Origin of the sequence: Tenacibaculum amylolyticum (assembly GCF_964511145.1) — a bacterium.
Classification (GTDB): Bacteria; Bacteroidota; Bacteroidia; order Flavobacteriales; family Flavobacteriaceae; genus Polaribacter; species Polaribacter amylolyticum.
This window is the reverse complement of record NZ_CAZEFZ010000019.1, coordinates 1-14,611: the sequence shown is the minus strand read 5'-3', so window position 1 is coordinate 14,611 and position 14,611 is coordinate 1. Positions and strand designations below refer to the sequence as shown.

The window sequence follows — 14,611 nt, the reverse complement described above, 5'->3', positions numbered from 1 at the left end:
CTTAACTAAATTACTGATTTATGAGCACTCTTATAGAAAAGGCAGAAAGTTTTGTTGTTAATTTATTGAACGAGCGGTTAGATAAGAAATTTGTGTATCATGGTATATCACATACATTTCGTGTTGTTGAAAAAGCAACTGAACTAGCCGAAGAAAGTAATTTAGAAGAAGAACAGAAAGAACAGTTAATTATTGCAGCTTGGTTTCATGATACTGGATTTATAGTGGCTCCTAAAACACATGAAGCAGAAAGTGTTAAGATAGCTTCGAAATTTTTAAAAGAGAATGCTGTTGCTGAAGCATATATAAATGTTGTAACAGAGTTAATTTTAGCTACTAAAATGGATGTTGAACCTACAACTCCACAACAGCGATTATTAAAAGATGCAGATTGCTCGCATTTGGGAAGCAAAAACTATACAGAATTCTCTCAATTATTACATAAAGAAGTAGAGTGGGTAGAAGATAAAAAAATACCTGAAGCTGCTTGGCTACAAAAGAACATCGATTTTCTTACAAAGTATCATCGTTTTTATTCAGATATAGCTGTAAAAAAATGGGAGAAACAAAAATCTAAAAATCTAGCACAGTTAATTAAAAGCGAGAAGAAGTTAAAGCAAGAGCATAAAAAACTATCTCATAAAAAAGAAGAATTACAATTTAAGAAAGAAAAAGTAGAGCTTCCAGAACGTGGTATAGAAACAATGTTTAGAGTTGCTTTACGAAATCATATTACCTTAAGTGATATTGCAGATACAAAGGCAAATATCTTATTGTCTGTAAATGCAATTATCATTTCAATGGCATTATCTACCTTAATTCCAAAATTAGATAATCCTTCTAATGGTTACTTAATTACACCTACAATCATATTTGTATCTTTTACTGTAATCTCTATGATTTTATCCATTTTGGCTACCAGACCTAATGTTACTCAAGGAAAGTTTAGTAAAGAAGATATTGCGAATAAAAAAGTGAATTTAATTTTCTTTGGAAATTTTCATAAAATGAGTTTACAGGAATTTGAATGGGGAATGAGCGAAATGATGAAAGATCGAGACTATTTATATGGATCTTTAACTAAAGATTTATATTTCCTTGGTTTGGTACTTAATAGAAAGTATAACTTATTGCGTATTACGTATACTGTTTTTATGATTGGTATTATAGTAAGTGTTATTGCTTTTGCTGTTGCTTTTCATACCCAAAGTGAAGCTAAAGTTGCTGTAGCTTCTTTATTAAACATGTAAAAGAACTTAAACTTTTTTAGCATTTTTATTGGCACCGCCAAAGGGTATAATACCCAGAGGCTTCCCTCGAAATTAAAGTGCTGTTCGTATAAATGCCTTGTGGGCTTGCTCCGAGGTAATTTACTAAAAGGGAAAAACCTTGTTTTTTGTTAAAGTGTTGACATATAGAAGTAAAGTGCTTTTTTTGCTGACAAAAAAGTATTATATTTAAAATGTTGAATTACATAATACTTCCAATTAAAAGAAGTTATTATTTCTCTGTTTTCTAGTTTTTTGTTTTCTTTTTCTTGAAGAGAAGTGATATGTTTATGTAGTAAATCAAATTATTCCCTAAGCCAGTTTTTTAAAATACAATTAGATATATGTATACAACCGATTGATTTTCATTTTCAATTGGATGAAACAATTAATACAATTAATCGAGGCTATTATAATTCCACCTAGTCAACAAACAAGCTATAGAAATCAATAGAATTATATAGCTTGTTTTATTTTATAATATTATGCAGGTTTACTTTAATTCTTTGATTAATTCATCAATAGTAACTCCTGAAGTTTGTGTAGTTTCTTGGTAAATAACTTCTACTCTAATAGCTTTTAATCCTGAAACGCCTTGCAAATCTTCAATATCTAGCATTTCATAAGTTCCTAAACAGTTCTTAGATTGAAGGTATTTTATATATTTAATATATTCATCTGCATCTCTATCATGAGAATATACAATAGAAATTTTTCCAGGAGCAGTTAAGCGCTCTTCTGTACCTTTAATATGTGCTTTATCAATTCGCTTTTTTATAATCTCATAACGAATATTATAAGCTCCATCTACATCAAATTGTTTTTCATCCATTCTAAATTCAATAGCAAGTGGATTGCTATGCACTAGAATTAAAGAAGCAACTTGTAAATCGTGTGGTAGTTCTTTTCTAAGTTTATGAGCTACATTTTCCATCTCATAAGTGGTTTGCAGCTGCCATAACCTTAGGTTGTATAAGTACAATGAGTCGTATTTTTTGTCTTTGGTTATAGATTGTCCAATGTACATATTGTATTCTACACCATCAGTTTTATATCTTTCAAAATAATGTGGGAAAATTGCCTGTGCTTTTTCTTGTTGCTTATCTATATACTTGGCAAGTCTCTCATTTAATTTTGTTACACTAGATTCATAATCTTTACGTTTGTCGTAAATAACTTGTAGGTTGTCATCAAGCATATCTAAATAATCATCTACAACTTGATGCATTGCGGTATTTATTTCTCTAATGTGATTAAAAGTAGGATAAATCTCACGCTTTAAAAAGCTTAAAATAGCAACTTCATCACCAGCTTTCATACCAATTTCAACTTCTGTTAAATATTCTTTAACTCGGTACATTAGCTCATTGTAAATAGGTAGCTTTTCTATTTTACAAGCTTCATTTAAAACATGTACAGCTGCTTTTAATTGAGTAGATAAATCTTGCTTAATAGCTGTATTTCTAGCTTTAGACGATCCTTTAATATCTAGTTGTCCATACAATGGATATACATTATCAAATGTAATTTTCTCAATTCTTGCTTCTTCGTCTTTATTAAGAAGTGCATTTTGATAATTTTGAGCAGCATCGTAAAAACGCCATTTTACAGATGGATGAATCGAAGTATAATATTCTTGAATTGTAGCTTCTAAAATATTTAAAAATTCTTCTGAATTTCTTTCTGCTGCAGCTTTAAATACAGGAATTATATCTTTTAACTTCTCTTTATTAACTGAGTTTAATTGATAAGGTTCTGGAGCAGCAATTTCTAATAAAGCTAGATCGTCTTTAGAAGTTGTTTGAATAGGAATTAAAATAATACTTCCTATATTTTTTTCTTCTAGCTTTAAAGAAAATGCATTGCCTTCTGTACGCTCTTTGTATACACTCGTATCAGAAATAACAATACTTTTTTGCTCAGTAAACAACTGATTTATAATAAAACTACAGAAATAATGATTGCATTCAATTTGTGTTTCTTGATTTAAGACAATGCTTTCTGAACGCATTACTTTAATCTTTCCTTGGTTTATATTACTAATGTCAAAAACTGAAAACCCAACCTTTAAATCTTTAATAGCATAAAAATCACGTAAATTGTTTTGTAATTTTTCAGCAATGCTTCCATCATCTCTTGCAATTAAATTGTCTTTAATAGAAGTAATGGTTTCATCTGTAGTAACATCAAATAAGTTCATAATTCCAAACCCTCTAAAAGTATATGAATTTGGAGGGAACTTTTGTTTCCAAAGTTCAATATCGTGGAAATTATCTAATAATAATTTAATATCCTCTTTAGTAATTTTTGGTGCATTAGGAGTTGGTTCAATCTCCATAAAATCTCCATTAAAAGCAACTCTATAATGTTTAGTAATTCCTAAATTATTATCAGGTATGTCAAAGAAGAAAGGACGTTTTAAATCTACGGGATTATTATACACCATTGCTAAGATTAGCGTACAAGCATAGATATACATCATTTCATCTTCAAAATTTCTAGCATGTAAGAATCCATCACCTCCAGCATTAGCTAAAATATCTTCAAAGCGTTTGGTATATTTAAAAGAAGTAAAAGAAAAGGGAACTGTAGCAGCTTTAATCTCATTTGTAGTAAGTACTTCAGGAAATAAACCATCTAATAAAAAATTAATGATTTCTTCGTGTTTTTCTAGTAAAGATAAATCTGAAAAGCCATTAATTAATTCGGGTACTTCCTCAATTCGTTGCGTCATAATTTTAGATGACTCATGAAAAGGGTGATTCTTATATCCGTCTTCCGTATATTTTTTATAGATCTCATATACCTTCTTAAAACTAACATTGAGTTGAAGAGGTAGCTCTATATCTATTGCATTTTTCAAATTCCTTATTACCATAATAACCTTTCTTAACGATTACAAAATTACGAAATGTTTATTTTAGTCGTATTTTTCTGGAAAAACATACACTTAAAATCTACTGATTTAGAGTGGTTTTTTGTTTTTTAATTGGTTTTTGATTTAAAAATTTAAATACCACTCAAAATTATTTTGAATAATCTCGTGTTTATTCTCCCTAATAAAGTTAAGATATTCTGCAGCAACAGGAGATAATTTTTTGTTTTTCAGCCAAATTAATCGCCAATTGGTTACTATAGGAAGGTTTTTGGAAGGTATAATATGCAATTCTTCGTTAGATAATTCATTTTTAATTCCAATGAGAGGTAAAATAGAATATCCTAATCCAGCAATAAGTGATTGTTTTACAGCTTCATTAGAGGTTAGTTCTAAACTCTTACGAGCAGATCTGTTTTTAAAATATGCATCCATTGCTATACGAGTGGCTGAACCTTTTTCACGATATATTAAAGGTTTCTTTTTGTCAATTTGTTGGGTGTTTCCAACTAGATAAAGTTTGTTTTCTAAGAGTAATTCTTCTTCAATATTTAGCTTATCGGGTAATACAGAAACTAATGCGAAATCAATTTTGTTTTCTTGTAAGCTTTTAACAACTGTAGTTTTGTTAGAAACATCTAATGTGAGATCTATTCCAGAGTGTTTTTTTAAGAATTCGCTTAGAAAATAAGGAGCCACATATTTACCAGTAGAGGCAGAAGAAATTCTTAATTTTCCAGTAAATAAGCCATTGTATTCTTTGGTTTTATATTTAATAGCATTTGCTTCATTTAAAATGTTTTCTGCAATTTTTGCGATCGATTTTCCAAAATCTGTCACGTATAGTTTTTTTCCAACAATCTCTGTTAAAGGGATATCAAATTGGTTTTGAAAGTTTTTTAACTGAATAGAAAGTGCAGGCTGAGTCATATGCATTTCTTCAGCAGCTCTTGTAATATTCTTTTGTCGAACCACTTCCAGAAATATTTGTAATTGATGTAAAGTGTAATTCATAAAAATGATTTATGTTTTCTATTTAAAATATAAATAAAAATATATGAATTTATATTCTAAACTTTGTCAAAAATTATAGAAAATTATAATTGTATAACATAAACTGAACTATTAACAGGATTTGTATGATAACTCAAGAATTAGCACAAGAGACAAAGTTTATAAGTGGTGTATATAACACAAGAGAGGCAAGAGAATTAATGAATGCTATTATAGACAAGCAGATTAATTTTTATAAAATACAATGTTTGAAAGAGTATGAAGGAGATAATTTAGCTGATAGTAAGTATTGGAATGAAAAAATAGAAGCTTTAATCGCGAAAAGAGAATCGTTTAAAGAAATGATAAATGCTGCAAAAGGTGAAGATTGCGGTATTAGCATAGACGGTGTTTTTGAAATGAAATTAATAAAATAAATACTGCCTATTCACCTTTATGGATATTCATTTACTACTTGATAATATAACGAATCCAGCATTGCTTTTTTTCTTTCTCGGACTTATAGCGGTACGATTGAAAAGTGATTTAGAAATTCCTAAAAACTCGTCTAAGTTTATTTCTCTTTATTTATTATTTTCTATTGGGTTTAAAGGAGGTCAGGAATTATCGCACAGTAATCTGGATATGGAAATTGCTTGGTCGTTATTATTTGGTGTGCTTCTGGCATTAGTAGTTCCACTGTATACTTTTTTTACACTAAAGAAAAAATTAGGTGTTTTTAATGCAGGAGCTATTGCAGCAGCATATGGTTCTGTTAGTGCTGTTACATTTGTTACTTCAGTATCATTTTTAGAAATTCTTGATATTGATTTTGGAGGACATATGGTTGCTGTAATGGCACTAATGGAAGCTCCATCTATAGTAATAGGAGTGTTGTTAATAGCACTTTTTAATAAAGATAAAAAAGAACGTATGTCTTTTTCGGAAATTTTAAGACATGCACTTACCAACGGAAGCGTATTACTTATTATGGGAAGTTTGATAATTGGTTTTTTAGCAAGTGATGCACAAGCGGAAGGAATTAAACCATTTACAACAGACATTTTTAAAGGCTTTCTTGCTGTTTTCTTGTTAGATATGGGGATTACTAGTGGAAAAAAACTGAATTCATTATTAGAAAATGGACGATTTACATTATTATTTTCTATCATAATCCCCCTTTTAAATGGAGTAATTGTAGCTGTGCTTAGTTCAGCAGTAACGCATTCGGTAGGAAACCGATTTTTATTTGCCATTTTAGCAGCTAGTGCCTCATACATTGCTGTACCTGCTGCCATGAAACTTGCTGCACCAAAAGCCAACCCTGGTTTGTATATACCAATGGCATTAGCAATAACCTTTCCGTTAAATATAACCTTGGGAATGCCGCTTTACTTATCTATTATTAAAGCAATTTAAAATTAGATAGTTAAGGTTTTTCATTATTATATAGTTATTGAAAAAAAGCCATCTAAAGAGTAGATGGCTTTTTATTATATTATATGTGGAGATGATTTATAAAACATTCTTCTTTTAATAAGAAAAATCATATTCTCTAATTTTTCCTTTTTTTCCTAAGCTGTTAAATTTCCAACTAAATCCAACCATAAAATATTGTTGTAATATAGTACTTTCTGAATCTTCAATGTAATTGTTAACAGCTCTTCTTTGAGCGTTATTGTTTTGACTAAGTATATCGTATGCTTTAAAAGTAATGGTTCCTTTATCTTTTAGAACAGAGTAAGCTAAAGTAGCATTCCAAAACCATGCAGATTTATTAAAGCCAATTACATTAGGATTAAAAGTATATCGAATATCATTTCTCCATTCTAGCTTTTTAGGAAGATTGGTTCTAGTTCTAATGCGTAAGTTATGACGCGCAAAATTTTGATCTTGAAAAGAATTAGCACTATAAGTAGTTTTAGTAAAATCAATATTATAAGTTGGTTCTATAGTAATTACTTTATTCCATTTAATAGCCAAACCTAATCGAGGTGTAATAGAGTTAGAAGTAGCAGTGTTTTCAACATCGTTTAAAAAACTAATATTACGATTTCCATTAAGGCGTATTCCCATTCTTACATCAACACTAGTTAAAGAATCTATTTTTATACTTTTATTATAAGATGCTCCACCCCAGAAATTATAACCACCATCAGCATTATCGTATGTTGTATTTCTAACTAATTGGTCGTTAATTGTAGTTTTGGTAACAATCTGGTTTGTGTTTAATGTTCCTCCAAAATAAGAAAAGAAACCTGTTCTTTTTTGCCAATTATATTTGTTGAAGTTTACATATAATCGATGTGATTGAGATGGTTTTAAGTTAGGGTTACCAGTTATAATATTAGAAGGATTAGTTACATCTGAAAAAGGTTGCAATTGAATTACGTTAGGAGCATCATTGTCTAAATTATAATCAAAATAAATAGATGCTTTTGAGTCGAATCTATATCTAAAGCTAGAAGTTAAACGTAAGTTATTAAAGTCTTTTTCTAAACTTAAATTTGGACGTAAACGATCTATGTTTTCTAAGGTTCTTCGTACCTGTCCCACTTCAAGGTTAAATCGAGATTTTTTTAGGGTATAAACAATGCCTAAAGAAGGTGTTTTTGTAATATCATTGTAGGTAAAGTCAGAACTTAAAGTAGTATTAAAGTCTGTAAAATCTTGTGTTGTGTTATTAAAGTCGAAAGTACTTTCTCTATTTTTCCTTTCATTTCTACTATATCTATACTTTGCATCAATAAATAACTTTTGAGAAATCAATGGCAAACGATATGAAAATCTAGAGGAGATACTATTTAAATCATTATCAATATTACTTTTCTGATTTCTAATTTCAGTTGTTGGATTTGTTCCAAAAATATTGATGGTAGAATTATTAAAATCTTCTCCATTTGTTTGGTCTATTTGGTTTGTTAATGATGCTTTAATGAACGCTCCTTTAGAACCAAATTTTTTAGTAATATCAATATTGTTTTCAAAGTTTTTATTGTCTTGCTTAGAAATTGTATTACTTGTAAATTGGTTTGTTAAGGTATTGTTCTCATCTAAAGATTCTTCATTTCTACGATTGCTGCTTTCCCTATTATTGTATATAAATCTTGGTTGTACATTAATTAAAAGTGTAGAATCAATTTCAATATCTAGTTCCGCATCAATATTATGATTATCATTATTTGTGTCTGAACTAGAGATAATATTTGAAAAATAACGACGATCTGGAAGTGTATATTCTCTATTTTGTCTAGAGTCGTTTACAGAGTTACTGTTAGAAAAGATGTAGTTTGCATTTACATCAAGTCCTTTTTTGTATTCATCTGCATAAGTTGCTCCCGCAATTTTAGAAGTAACAATTCCTTGTCCTCCTCCAAATCGTCTATTTCCAATTCCGAAAGAACCATTACCGCCAAACCAAACACCGCCATTACCTCCATACATTTTCTGTATTTCACCAAAACTAAAGCCTGGAGAGTTAATATTATTAGTACTGGCTAATGCACTGAATCGAGTATTATTGTTAAACCGATTTATCATAGTAGCAGCTTCATATCTTTTATCGGTACCACCACCAGCAGAAACACGTCCAAACCAACCTTTATTATTTTCTTTCTTTATGGTTAAATTGATAGTTTTATTATTAGCATCTCCTTTTTCTCCTGAGAAAGCTTCTGATTTTGATTTGGTATCTGTTACCTGAATTTTTTCAATAATATCTTTAGATAAATTTTTTGTAGTAATTGTAGGGTCATTACCAAAGAACGGTTTCCCGTTTACTAAAATTTTATTTACTTCTTTACCATTTACAGTTATTTTACCGTTTTCATCGACTTCAACGCCAGGAAGCTTCTTTAATAAATCTTCAACATTTGCATTTTTTTTAGTCTTAAAAGACTTGACATTAAATTCTAATGTGTCTTTTTTAATCGTAATAGGTGCTCTAGATTTAATAACAACTTCATCTAAAACATTAGATTCCTCTTTTAAAGAAATGGTTCCAAGCTTTATACTTGGATTTTTTGTTAATGAAATTCTTTTACTGTAGCTGTCCATTCCTATGAAGGAAACATAAAGTTTAACGTCTTTGTTGAAAGATTTACCTTCTAAGGAAAAGTTTCCTTTGTCGTTAGAAATGGTATAGGAAATAACGGTACTATCGCTAACTTTTTCAAGATGAATAGTTGCGGCTTCAATTGGAGTTTTGTCTTTTTCTGATTGGATTTTCCCTGATATATTAAATTTATAAGATTGGGAAAAAGAATGGCCACATAGCAATATAGCAAGCAGTAATAATACTTTTTTCATAGATAATCTTTGATGTTAGTTTTTAAAGGCAACAAAAAAAATAAAAAAAGTATTTTCGAAGAGTTAAAATCTGTTAAATAACACTTAAATTAACATTCAGGTTAATAAGGTACTAGCTTATACCATAAATAAAAATTACTTTTTTCAACTTTTTACTATTAAACTCATTATATAGTAAAACTCTGAAAAAAGTAATCTGAAATTGTTATTGTGGTTATGTATTATCTGCCGACACCACCACATCGACTAAGGCATGAGCTTCTTTTAGCTACACAATTTGTGTTTCCAGAAGCTACACATGCAAAATAAGCATCGACACAATTTATAGAGCAATCGTTAACTCCAACGCCTCCGCTAATGGTTTTTGATTCTTGCTTAGATAATGTACGTACTCTTTTCAGATTTGAAATTTTTAAAAACATAATTTTAATGATTTGGGTTAATTCATCTGAAAGGTACAAAAAAGCAATCTACTTTTGTCTAAAATAAATAGTTATAGGAACACCTGTAAAATTATAATGTTCTCGTAATTGATTTTCTACAAAACGCTTATATGGATCTTTAATGTATTGTGGCAAGTTGGCAAAAAAAGCAAACTGTGGTGTATGTGTTGGTAGTTGCATACAATACTTTATTTTAATGAATTTTCCTTTTGTTGCTGGAGGTGGGGTATGTTGCATAATCTCTAGCATGGTTTCATTTAATTTGCTCGTTTGAATTTTACGTTTTCTATTTTCGTGTACTTCTACTGCTGTTTCTATAGCTTTAAAAATACGTTGCTTAGTAAGTGCAGAAATAAATACGATAGGTATATCTGTAAAAGGAGCTACAGTTTGGCGAATTTTACGTTCAAAATCGCGCATTGTATTAGTTTCCTTTTCTACCAAATCCCATTTATTTACTAGAATTACAATTCCTTTTCTGTTCTTTTCTGCAAGCCAAAATATTTTTTCATCCTGACCTTCGAAACCACGAGTAGCATCTACTACAACAATAGCAATATCACAATGTTCAATGGCTCTAACGGCTCTCATTACAGAGTAGAATTCTAAATCCTCTTTTACTTTCGATTTTTTACGAATTCCAGCAGTATCAACTAAATTAAATTCGAAGCCAAAACGATTGTATTTAGTATCGATAGAGTCTCTTGTTGTACCTGCTATATTGGTTACAATATTTCTGTCTTCTCCAATTAAAGCATTAATAAAAGAAGATTTACCTGCATTTGGTCTACCAACAACAGCAAAACGAGGTAATTCACTTACTTCTTCCTCATCGTCAAAAGGCGCAGGAATTTCTTCAACAATAGCATCTAATAAATCACCTGTACCACTTCCGTTAACAGAAGAAATCGTATGGTAATCTCCTAACCCAAGATTGTAAAACTCAACAGCATCTGCAGCCCTCATAGCATTATCTACTTTGTTCACTGCCATAAACATTGGCTTTTCTACCTGACGAAGAAGTTTTGCAACAGCAGTATCCATTGGAGTAATTCCTTGTTCAACATCTACTACAAATAATATAATATCAGCTTCATCTAATGCTAACTGAACTTGCTTTCTAATTTCCTCTTCGAAAATATCATCAGAACCTACTACATACCCACCAGTATCTATTACAGAAAATTCTTTCCCATTCCATTCAGATTTTCCATAATGACGGTCTCTTGTAACACCGCTTACAGAATCTACAATAGCTTCTCTTCGTTTAATTAATCTGTTAAACAAGGTAGACTTTCCTACATTTGGTCTTCCAACAATGGCAACAATGCTACTCATTTATAAAAAATTTGTGCAAAGATACAATTTACAGTAGGAAATAAAGAGGAATTTTACAGACTATACTTTTTTTGCTACATTGTATGTAATTAACCTCGAACCTCATGGATGACCAATTGTATAATCAGATTTTTTTAAAACCAAGATTTCAAATAGATTTTGGAATGAATGCCGATGTTTTAGTGTCGAAAATTTCAAAAGAAATAACTGATGAGAAAAAGTATAAAATAAAGTTAGTTGATAATCATATGGTTATTGATATTCCCGAAAAAGAGAACCATTACTGGTCTCCTCAATTGAATTTAGAAATAGAAGAACTTACAGAAAAACAGTCTAAAATAAGAGGATTGTTTGGTCCTAAACCTCAAGTTTGGACTTTATTTATGTTTATTCATTTTGGAGTAGCTACTGCATTTTTAATTTTTGCAACCATTGCTTATACAAACTTTTCTTTAGGGAAAAGTAATGTTTTGTCTATTGTAATGTTGGTTGTGTTACCTGTAGTTTGGGTAACCTTGTATTTAATTGGTAGATTAGGAAAGTCAACTGGAGAACCACAAATGGATGAGCTAAAAAAGTTTACAAAACAATTACTTAAGAAAATAAAAGAAAACAACCAATAATTGAAAATCATTGGTTGTTTTTCTAGACAGAGTTTTGTTGTAGCTTATTTTATATTTTGATAAATACTTACAGTACCACTATCTTCATTAGAAACTAATAATAAGTCTTTTCCATTAGGGCTGTCTGCAGCAGGAATAACTAGTAGTCCTTCTGGAGCTTCATCTCCATCGTGGGATAAAATTGTTAAGAACATTGGCGCAGACGGATTGGTGATATCATAGACCATTACTTGATCTGTACGTTCTAAACCAACAAACAAAATATAACGTTCGTTATTCATGTTTAAGACTTCTACTGCTTCTGGTTCGGCTCCTTTATCATCACTTCTTCCATCATCGTCATTAAATGTTGCTTGAGATAATTCTAAGGTTTTTGCTGAAATACTATTTCCGCTATCATAAATTAAAGCACCATTTTCAGACCAAATACTAAATGAACGTCCACCATAAGCATATAACTTATCGTAATCTCCATCGTTGTCTATATCTCCTAAATCTAATGCAATTTTTAAACGCCCTAAATTTTCATCTTCTTGTAATTCTGCAGCATTAGGAAAAGCGATAGGATCTAAATCAATTTTTTTAATTCTTTTTTCATTTACAAATATGTCTTCGTCGTCGTTTTCATCATCTGTACCTTTATCATCTATATATTCTCTGGCATCTCCTTCATTTGCAGAAATAATATATCCAGTACCATTAATATTAACGTAGGTAATAGCATCTGGCTGATAGATTCCATAAACAGGAACACTTCTAAGTTCTTTTTTATCATCTTTATTACTAGGGTCAATTTCATTACCTGCTATACTGTAATCCTTAAATCCTAAAGGGTAAATTGCTTCAATGGTTTTAGTAGCAATGTTCACCTTAGCAATTCCATTATTTTCTTGTAAGGATACCCAAGCAGTTTTTGAATCGTCAGATACAGCAATATATTCAGGTTCTACATCTTGAGCGAGGCTAGCATTAGGACCAAAAACTCTAAATCCATTATTTTCTAAAGAAGTTTCTTGATTATTAAAGGAAGTAAAACCAAGAGTGGTAACCTGATTGTTTTGTAAATCGATAATACTTACACTTCCTTCAGGATCATTAGTATATAAACTATTTGGTTCACCTTCATTAGCGCAAAGAATATAGTTGCCATCTTTGGTAAAAGTAACCATGTCTGGTAAAGAACCAACAGTATAAGAGTTTAGCAAATTGTTGTTTTCTGTATTATAAACGGTAATTTTCCCATTATTCTGTTTAATATTATCTTCTAAAGCAATAGCTACTTTCCCATTATAAGAACTAATACTATTAGGAGCACCAGTCATTATTGGAATTGAATTTAATTTTTCTGGAGCTGAAACATTTTTTAAATTGTAAACAGCAATTTCTTTTGCTTCTGAGTTAACAACAAATAATTTTTGCGTTTTTGTGTCATAAGTTGAAATCTCTGCAGCACTTTCTCCACCTACATTAATAGTTGTAGCATATTGGAAATTTACTGTAGTATTTATTGGAGTTGATGTTGAGGTATCATCATTACATCCCACAAAGTTAATTGCAGAGACAATGCATAAAGTTTTAAATAAATTTTTCATGGTTGATATTTTCCACAAAACTTATTTAAAAACATTACTTGAGTGTTATTGAAGTGAAAACGATTTGTTAGCGAACTTTTAACAATGTTAAGGAATAGTTACTACTTAATCTTTATATCCGAAACGACGTAATTGTTTTTCGTTAGATCGCCAGTTTTTATTCACTTTTACATATAATTCTAAAAATACCTTTTTAGCAAAAAAGTGTTGTAAACTTTTACGGGCCTCTGTACCCACTCGTTTTATAGCACTTCCTTTGTGTCCAATAATAATTCCTTTTTGAGTATCTCTTTCTACCATTATAACTGCGCGAATTCGAATGATGTTTTCTTCTTCAACGAAGCTTTCGGTTTCTATTTCTACTGCGTACGGAATTTCCTTTTTATACTGTTGTAGTATTTTTTCTCGGATGGTTTCATTTACAAAGAAACGCTCAGGTTTATCAGTAAGTTGATCCTTTGGGTAAAAAGGAGGAGATTCTGGAAGTAATTCTATTATTTTATAGAATACACTTTCTACATTAAATTTTTCTAAAGCTGAAATTACATAGACAAAAGAGTTTGGAACTTTTGCACGCCAATATTCAATTTTTTCTTGTACTTCTTCTGGTGTAGATTTATCAATCTTATTTAATAGAAGTATTACAGGAATCTTACTATTGATGATTTTATTAAAAAACGCTTCGTTCTTCAATTCTTTTTCACCTACTTCTACCATATAAATTAATACATCGGCATCATCAAATGCAGATTTTACAAAATCCATCATAGATTCTTGTAGCTCGTAAGCAGGTTTTATGATACCTGGTGTATCAGAAAAAACAATCTGATAATCTTCTCCATTTACAATTCCTAAAATACGATGCCTTGTAGTTTGTGCCTTAGAAGTAATGATTGAAAGTCGTTCACCTACTAAAGCATTCATTAAGGTTGATTTTCCAACATTTGGGTTTCCAATGATGTTTACAAATCCAGCTTTATGTGTCATAAGAACAAAGGTACATGATTTTTAATGGGAGAGATTCTAAATAAGAAAATACTTTTTTGAAAAAAACTTTGTTTTATTTGGTGGATTAAGAAAAAAGGATGTATCTTTGCCGTCCAATATCGCGGGATAGAGCAGTAGGCAGCTCGTCGGGCTCATAACCCGAAGGTCACAGGTTCGAGTCCTG

The 14,611-nt window shown here is 30.3% G+C and carries 10 protein-coding genes; 4 read left to right on the top strand and 6 right to left on the bottom strand.

All coding sequences use genetic code 11. The annotated features are described in order from the left end of the window. The first annotated feature begins 20 nt into the window (after positions 1–20). On the top strand, positions 21–1,250 hold the full coding sequence (locus ACKTTC_RS07600; protein ID WP_408039209.1) for a Pycsar system effector family protein: 1,230 nt from the start codon (positions 21–23) through the stop codon (positions 1,248–1,250). A gap of 511 nt (positions 1,251–1,761) precedes the next feature. Here the strand turns inward: ACKTTC_RS07600 and ACKTTC_RS07595 are convergent. Then, the gene (locus ACKTTC_RS07595) at positions 1,762–4,146 is read right to left on the bottom strand and encodes a GAF domain-containing protein (RefSeq protein ID WP_408039208.1); all 2,385 of its coding nucleotides are present in this window, start codon (positions 4,144–4,146) and stop codon (positions 1,762–1,764) included. A gap of 123 nt (positions 4,147–4,269) precedes the next feature. After that, positions 4,270–5,157, bottom strand: a complete 888-nt coding sequence (locus ACKTTC_RS07590; protein ID WP_408039207.1) for a LysR substrate-binding domain-containing protein — start codon at positions 5,155–5,157, stop codon at positions 4,270–4,272. A 125-nt stretch (positions 5,158–5,282) separates the two neighbouring features. On the opposite strand from ACKTTC_RS07590, the gene ACKTTC_RS07585 reads away from it, so the two are divergent. Together ACKTTC_RS07585 and ACKTTC_RS07580 are read left to right on the top strand one after the other, a co-directional pair. Next, a complete protein-coding gene (locus ACKTTC_RS07585) occupies positions 5,283–5,573 on the top strand; it encodes a hypothetical protein (protein WP_408039206.1) in 291 nt (96 codons plus the stop codon). A 19-nt stretch (positions 5,574–5,592) separates the two neighbouring features. Next, positions 5,593–6,555, top strand: a complete 963-nt coding sequence (locus ACKTTC_RS07580) for a sodium-dependent bicarbonate transport family permease (RefSeq protein WP_408039205.1) — start codon at positions 5,593–5,595, stop codon at positions 6,553–6,555. A 114-nt stretch (positions 6,556–6,669) separates the two neighbouring features. Here the strand turns inward: ACKTTC_RS07580 and ACKTTC_RS07575 are convergent, their stop codons facing one another. Then, on the bottom strand, positions 6,670–9,444 hold the full coding sequence (locus ACKTTC_RS07575) for an outer membrane beta-barrel protein (RefSeq protein WP_408039204.1): 2,775 nt from the start codon (positions 9,442–9,444) through the stop codon (positions 6,670–6,672). A gap of 470 nt (positions 9,445–9,914) precedes the next feature. After that, positions 9,915–11,225 (bottom strand): ribosome biogenesis GTPase Der, encoded by a 1,311-nt coding sequence (gene der / locus ACKTTC_RS07570; RefSeq protein ID WP_408039203.1) that lies wholly within the window; start codon positions 11,223–11,225, stop codon positions 9,915–9,917. Positions 11,226–11,329: 104 nt separating this feature from the next. On the opposite strand from der, the gene ACKTTC_RS07565 reads away from it, so the two are divergent. Next, complete coding sequence (locus ACKTTC_RS07565) at positions 11,330–11,848, top strand: GTP-binding protein (protein WP_408039202.1); 519 nt, start codon at positions 11,330–11,332, stop codon at positions 11,846–11,848. A 44-nt stretch (positions 11,849–11,892) separates the two neighbouring features. Here ACKTTC_RS07565 and ACKTTC_RS07560 read toward each other — a convergent pair whose 3' ends face one another. Then, positions 11,893–13,440 carry a choice-of-anchor I family protein gene (locus ACKTTC_RS07560; RefSeq protein WP_408039201.1) on the bottom strand — a complete coding sequence of 516 codons (1,548 nt, stop codon included), beginning with the start codon at positions 13,438–13,440 and terminating at the stop codon, positions 11,893–11,895. Between the two features lie 105 nt (positions 13,441–13,545). Next, entirely contained in the window at positions 13,546–14,427 is an 882-nt protein-coding gene (era, locus tag ACKTTC_RS07555; protein WP_408039200.1) for a GTPase Era, read from the bottom strand. Positions 14,428–14,611 lie beyond the last annotated feature (184 nt).

Excerpts from the sequence above, each read along its gene's own strand:
- ACKTTC_RS07600 (WP_408039209.1), top strand. The coding sequence starts at position 21 with ATGAGCACTCTTATAGAAAAGGCAGAAAGTTTTGTTGTTAATTTATTG.
- ACKTTC_RS07560 (WP_408039201.1), bottom strand. The coding sequence starts at position 13,440 with ATGAAAAATTTATTTAAAACTTTATGCATTGTCTCTGCAATTAACTTT.
- ACKTTC_RS07590 (WP_408039207.1), bottom strand. The coding sequence starts at position 5,157 with ATGAATTACACTTTACATCAATTACAAATATTTCTGGAAGTGGTTCGA.
- ACKTTC_RS07565 (WP_408039202.1), top strand. The coding sequence starts at position 11,330 with ATGGATGACCAATTGTATAATCAGATTTTTTTAAAACCAAGATTTCAA.
- era (WP_408039200.1), bottom strand. The coding sequence starts at position 14,427 with ATGACACATAAAGCTGGATTTGTAAACATCATTGGAAACCCAAATGTT.
- der (WP_408039203.1), bottom strand. The coding sequence starts at position 11,225 with ATGAGTAGCATTGTTGCCATTGTTGGAAGACCAAATGTAGGAAAGTCT.
- ACKTTC_RS07580 (WP_408039205.1), top strand. The coding sequence starts at position 5,593 with ATGGATATTCATTTACTACTTGATAATATAACGAATCCAGCATTGCTT.
- ACKTTC_RS07575 (WP_408039204.1), bottom strand. The coding sequence starts at position 9,444 with ATGAAAAAAGTATTATTACTGCTTGCTATATTGCTATGTGGCCATTCT.
- ACKTTC_RS07595 (WP_408039208.1), bottom strand. The coding sequence starts at position 4,146 with ATGGTAATAAGGAATTTGAAAAATGCAATAGATATAGAGCTACCTCTT.
- ACKTTC_RS07585 (WP_408039206.1), top strand. The coding sequence starts at position 5,283 with ATGATAACTCAAGAATTAGCACAAGAGACAAAGTTTATAAGTGGTGTA.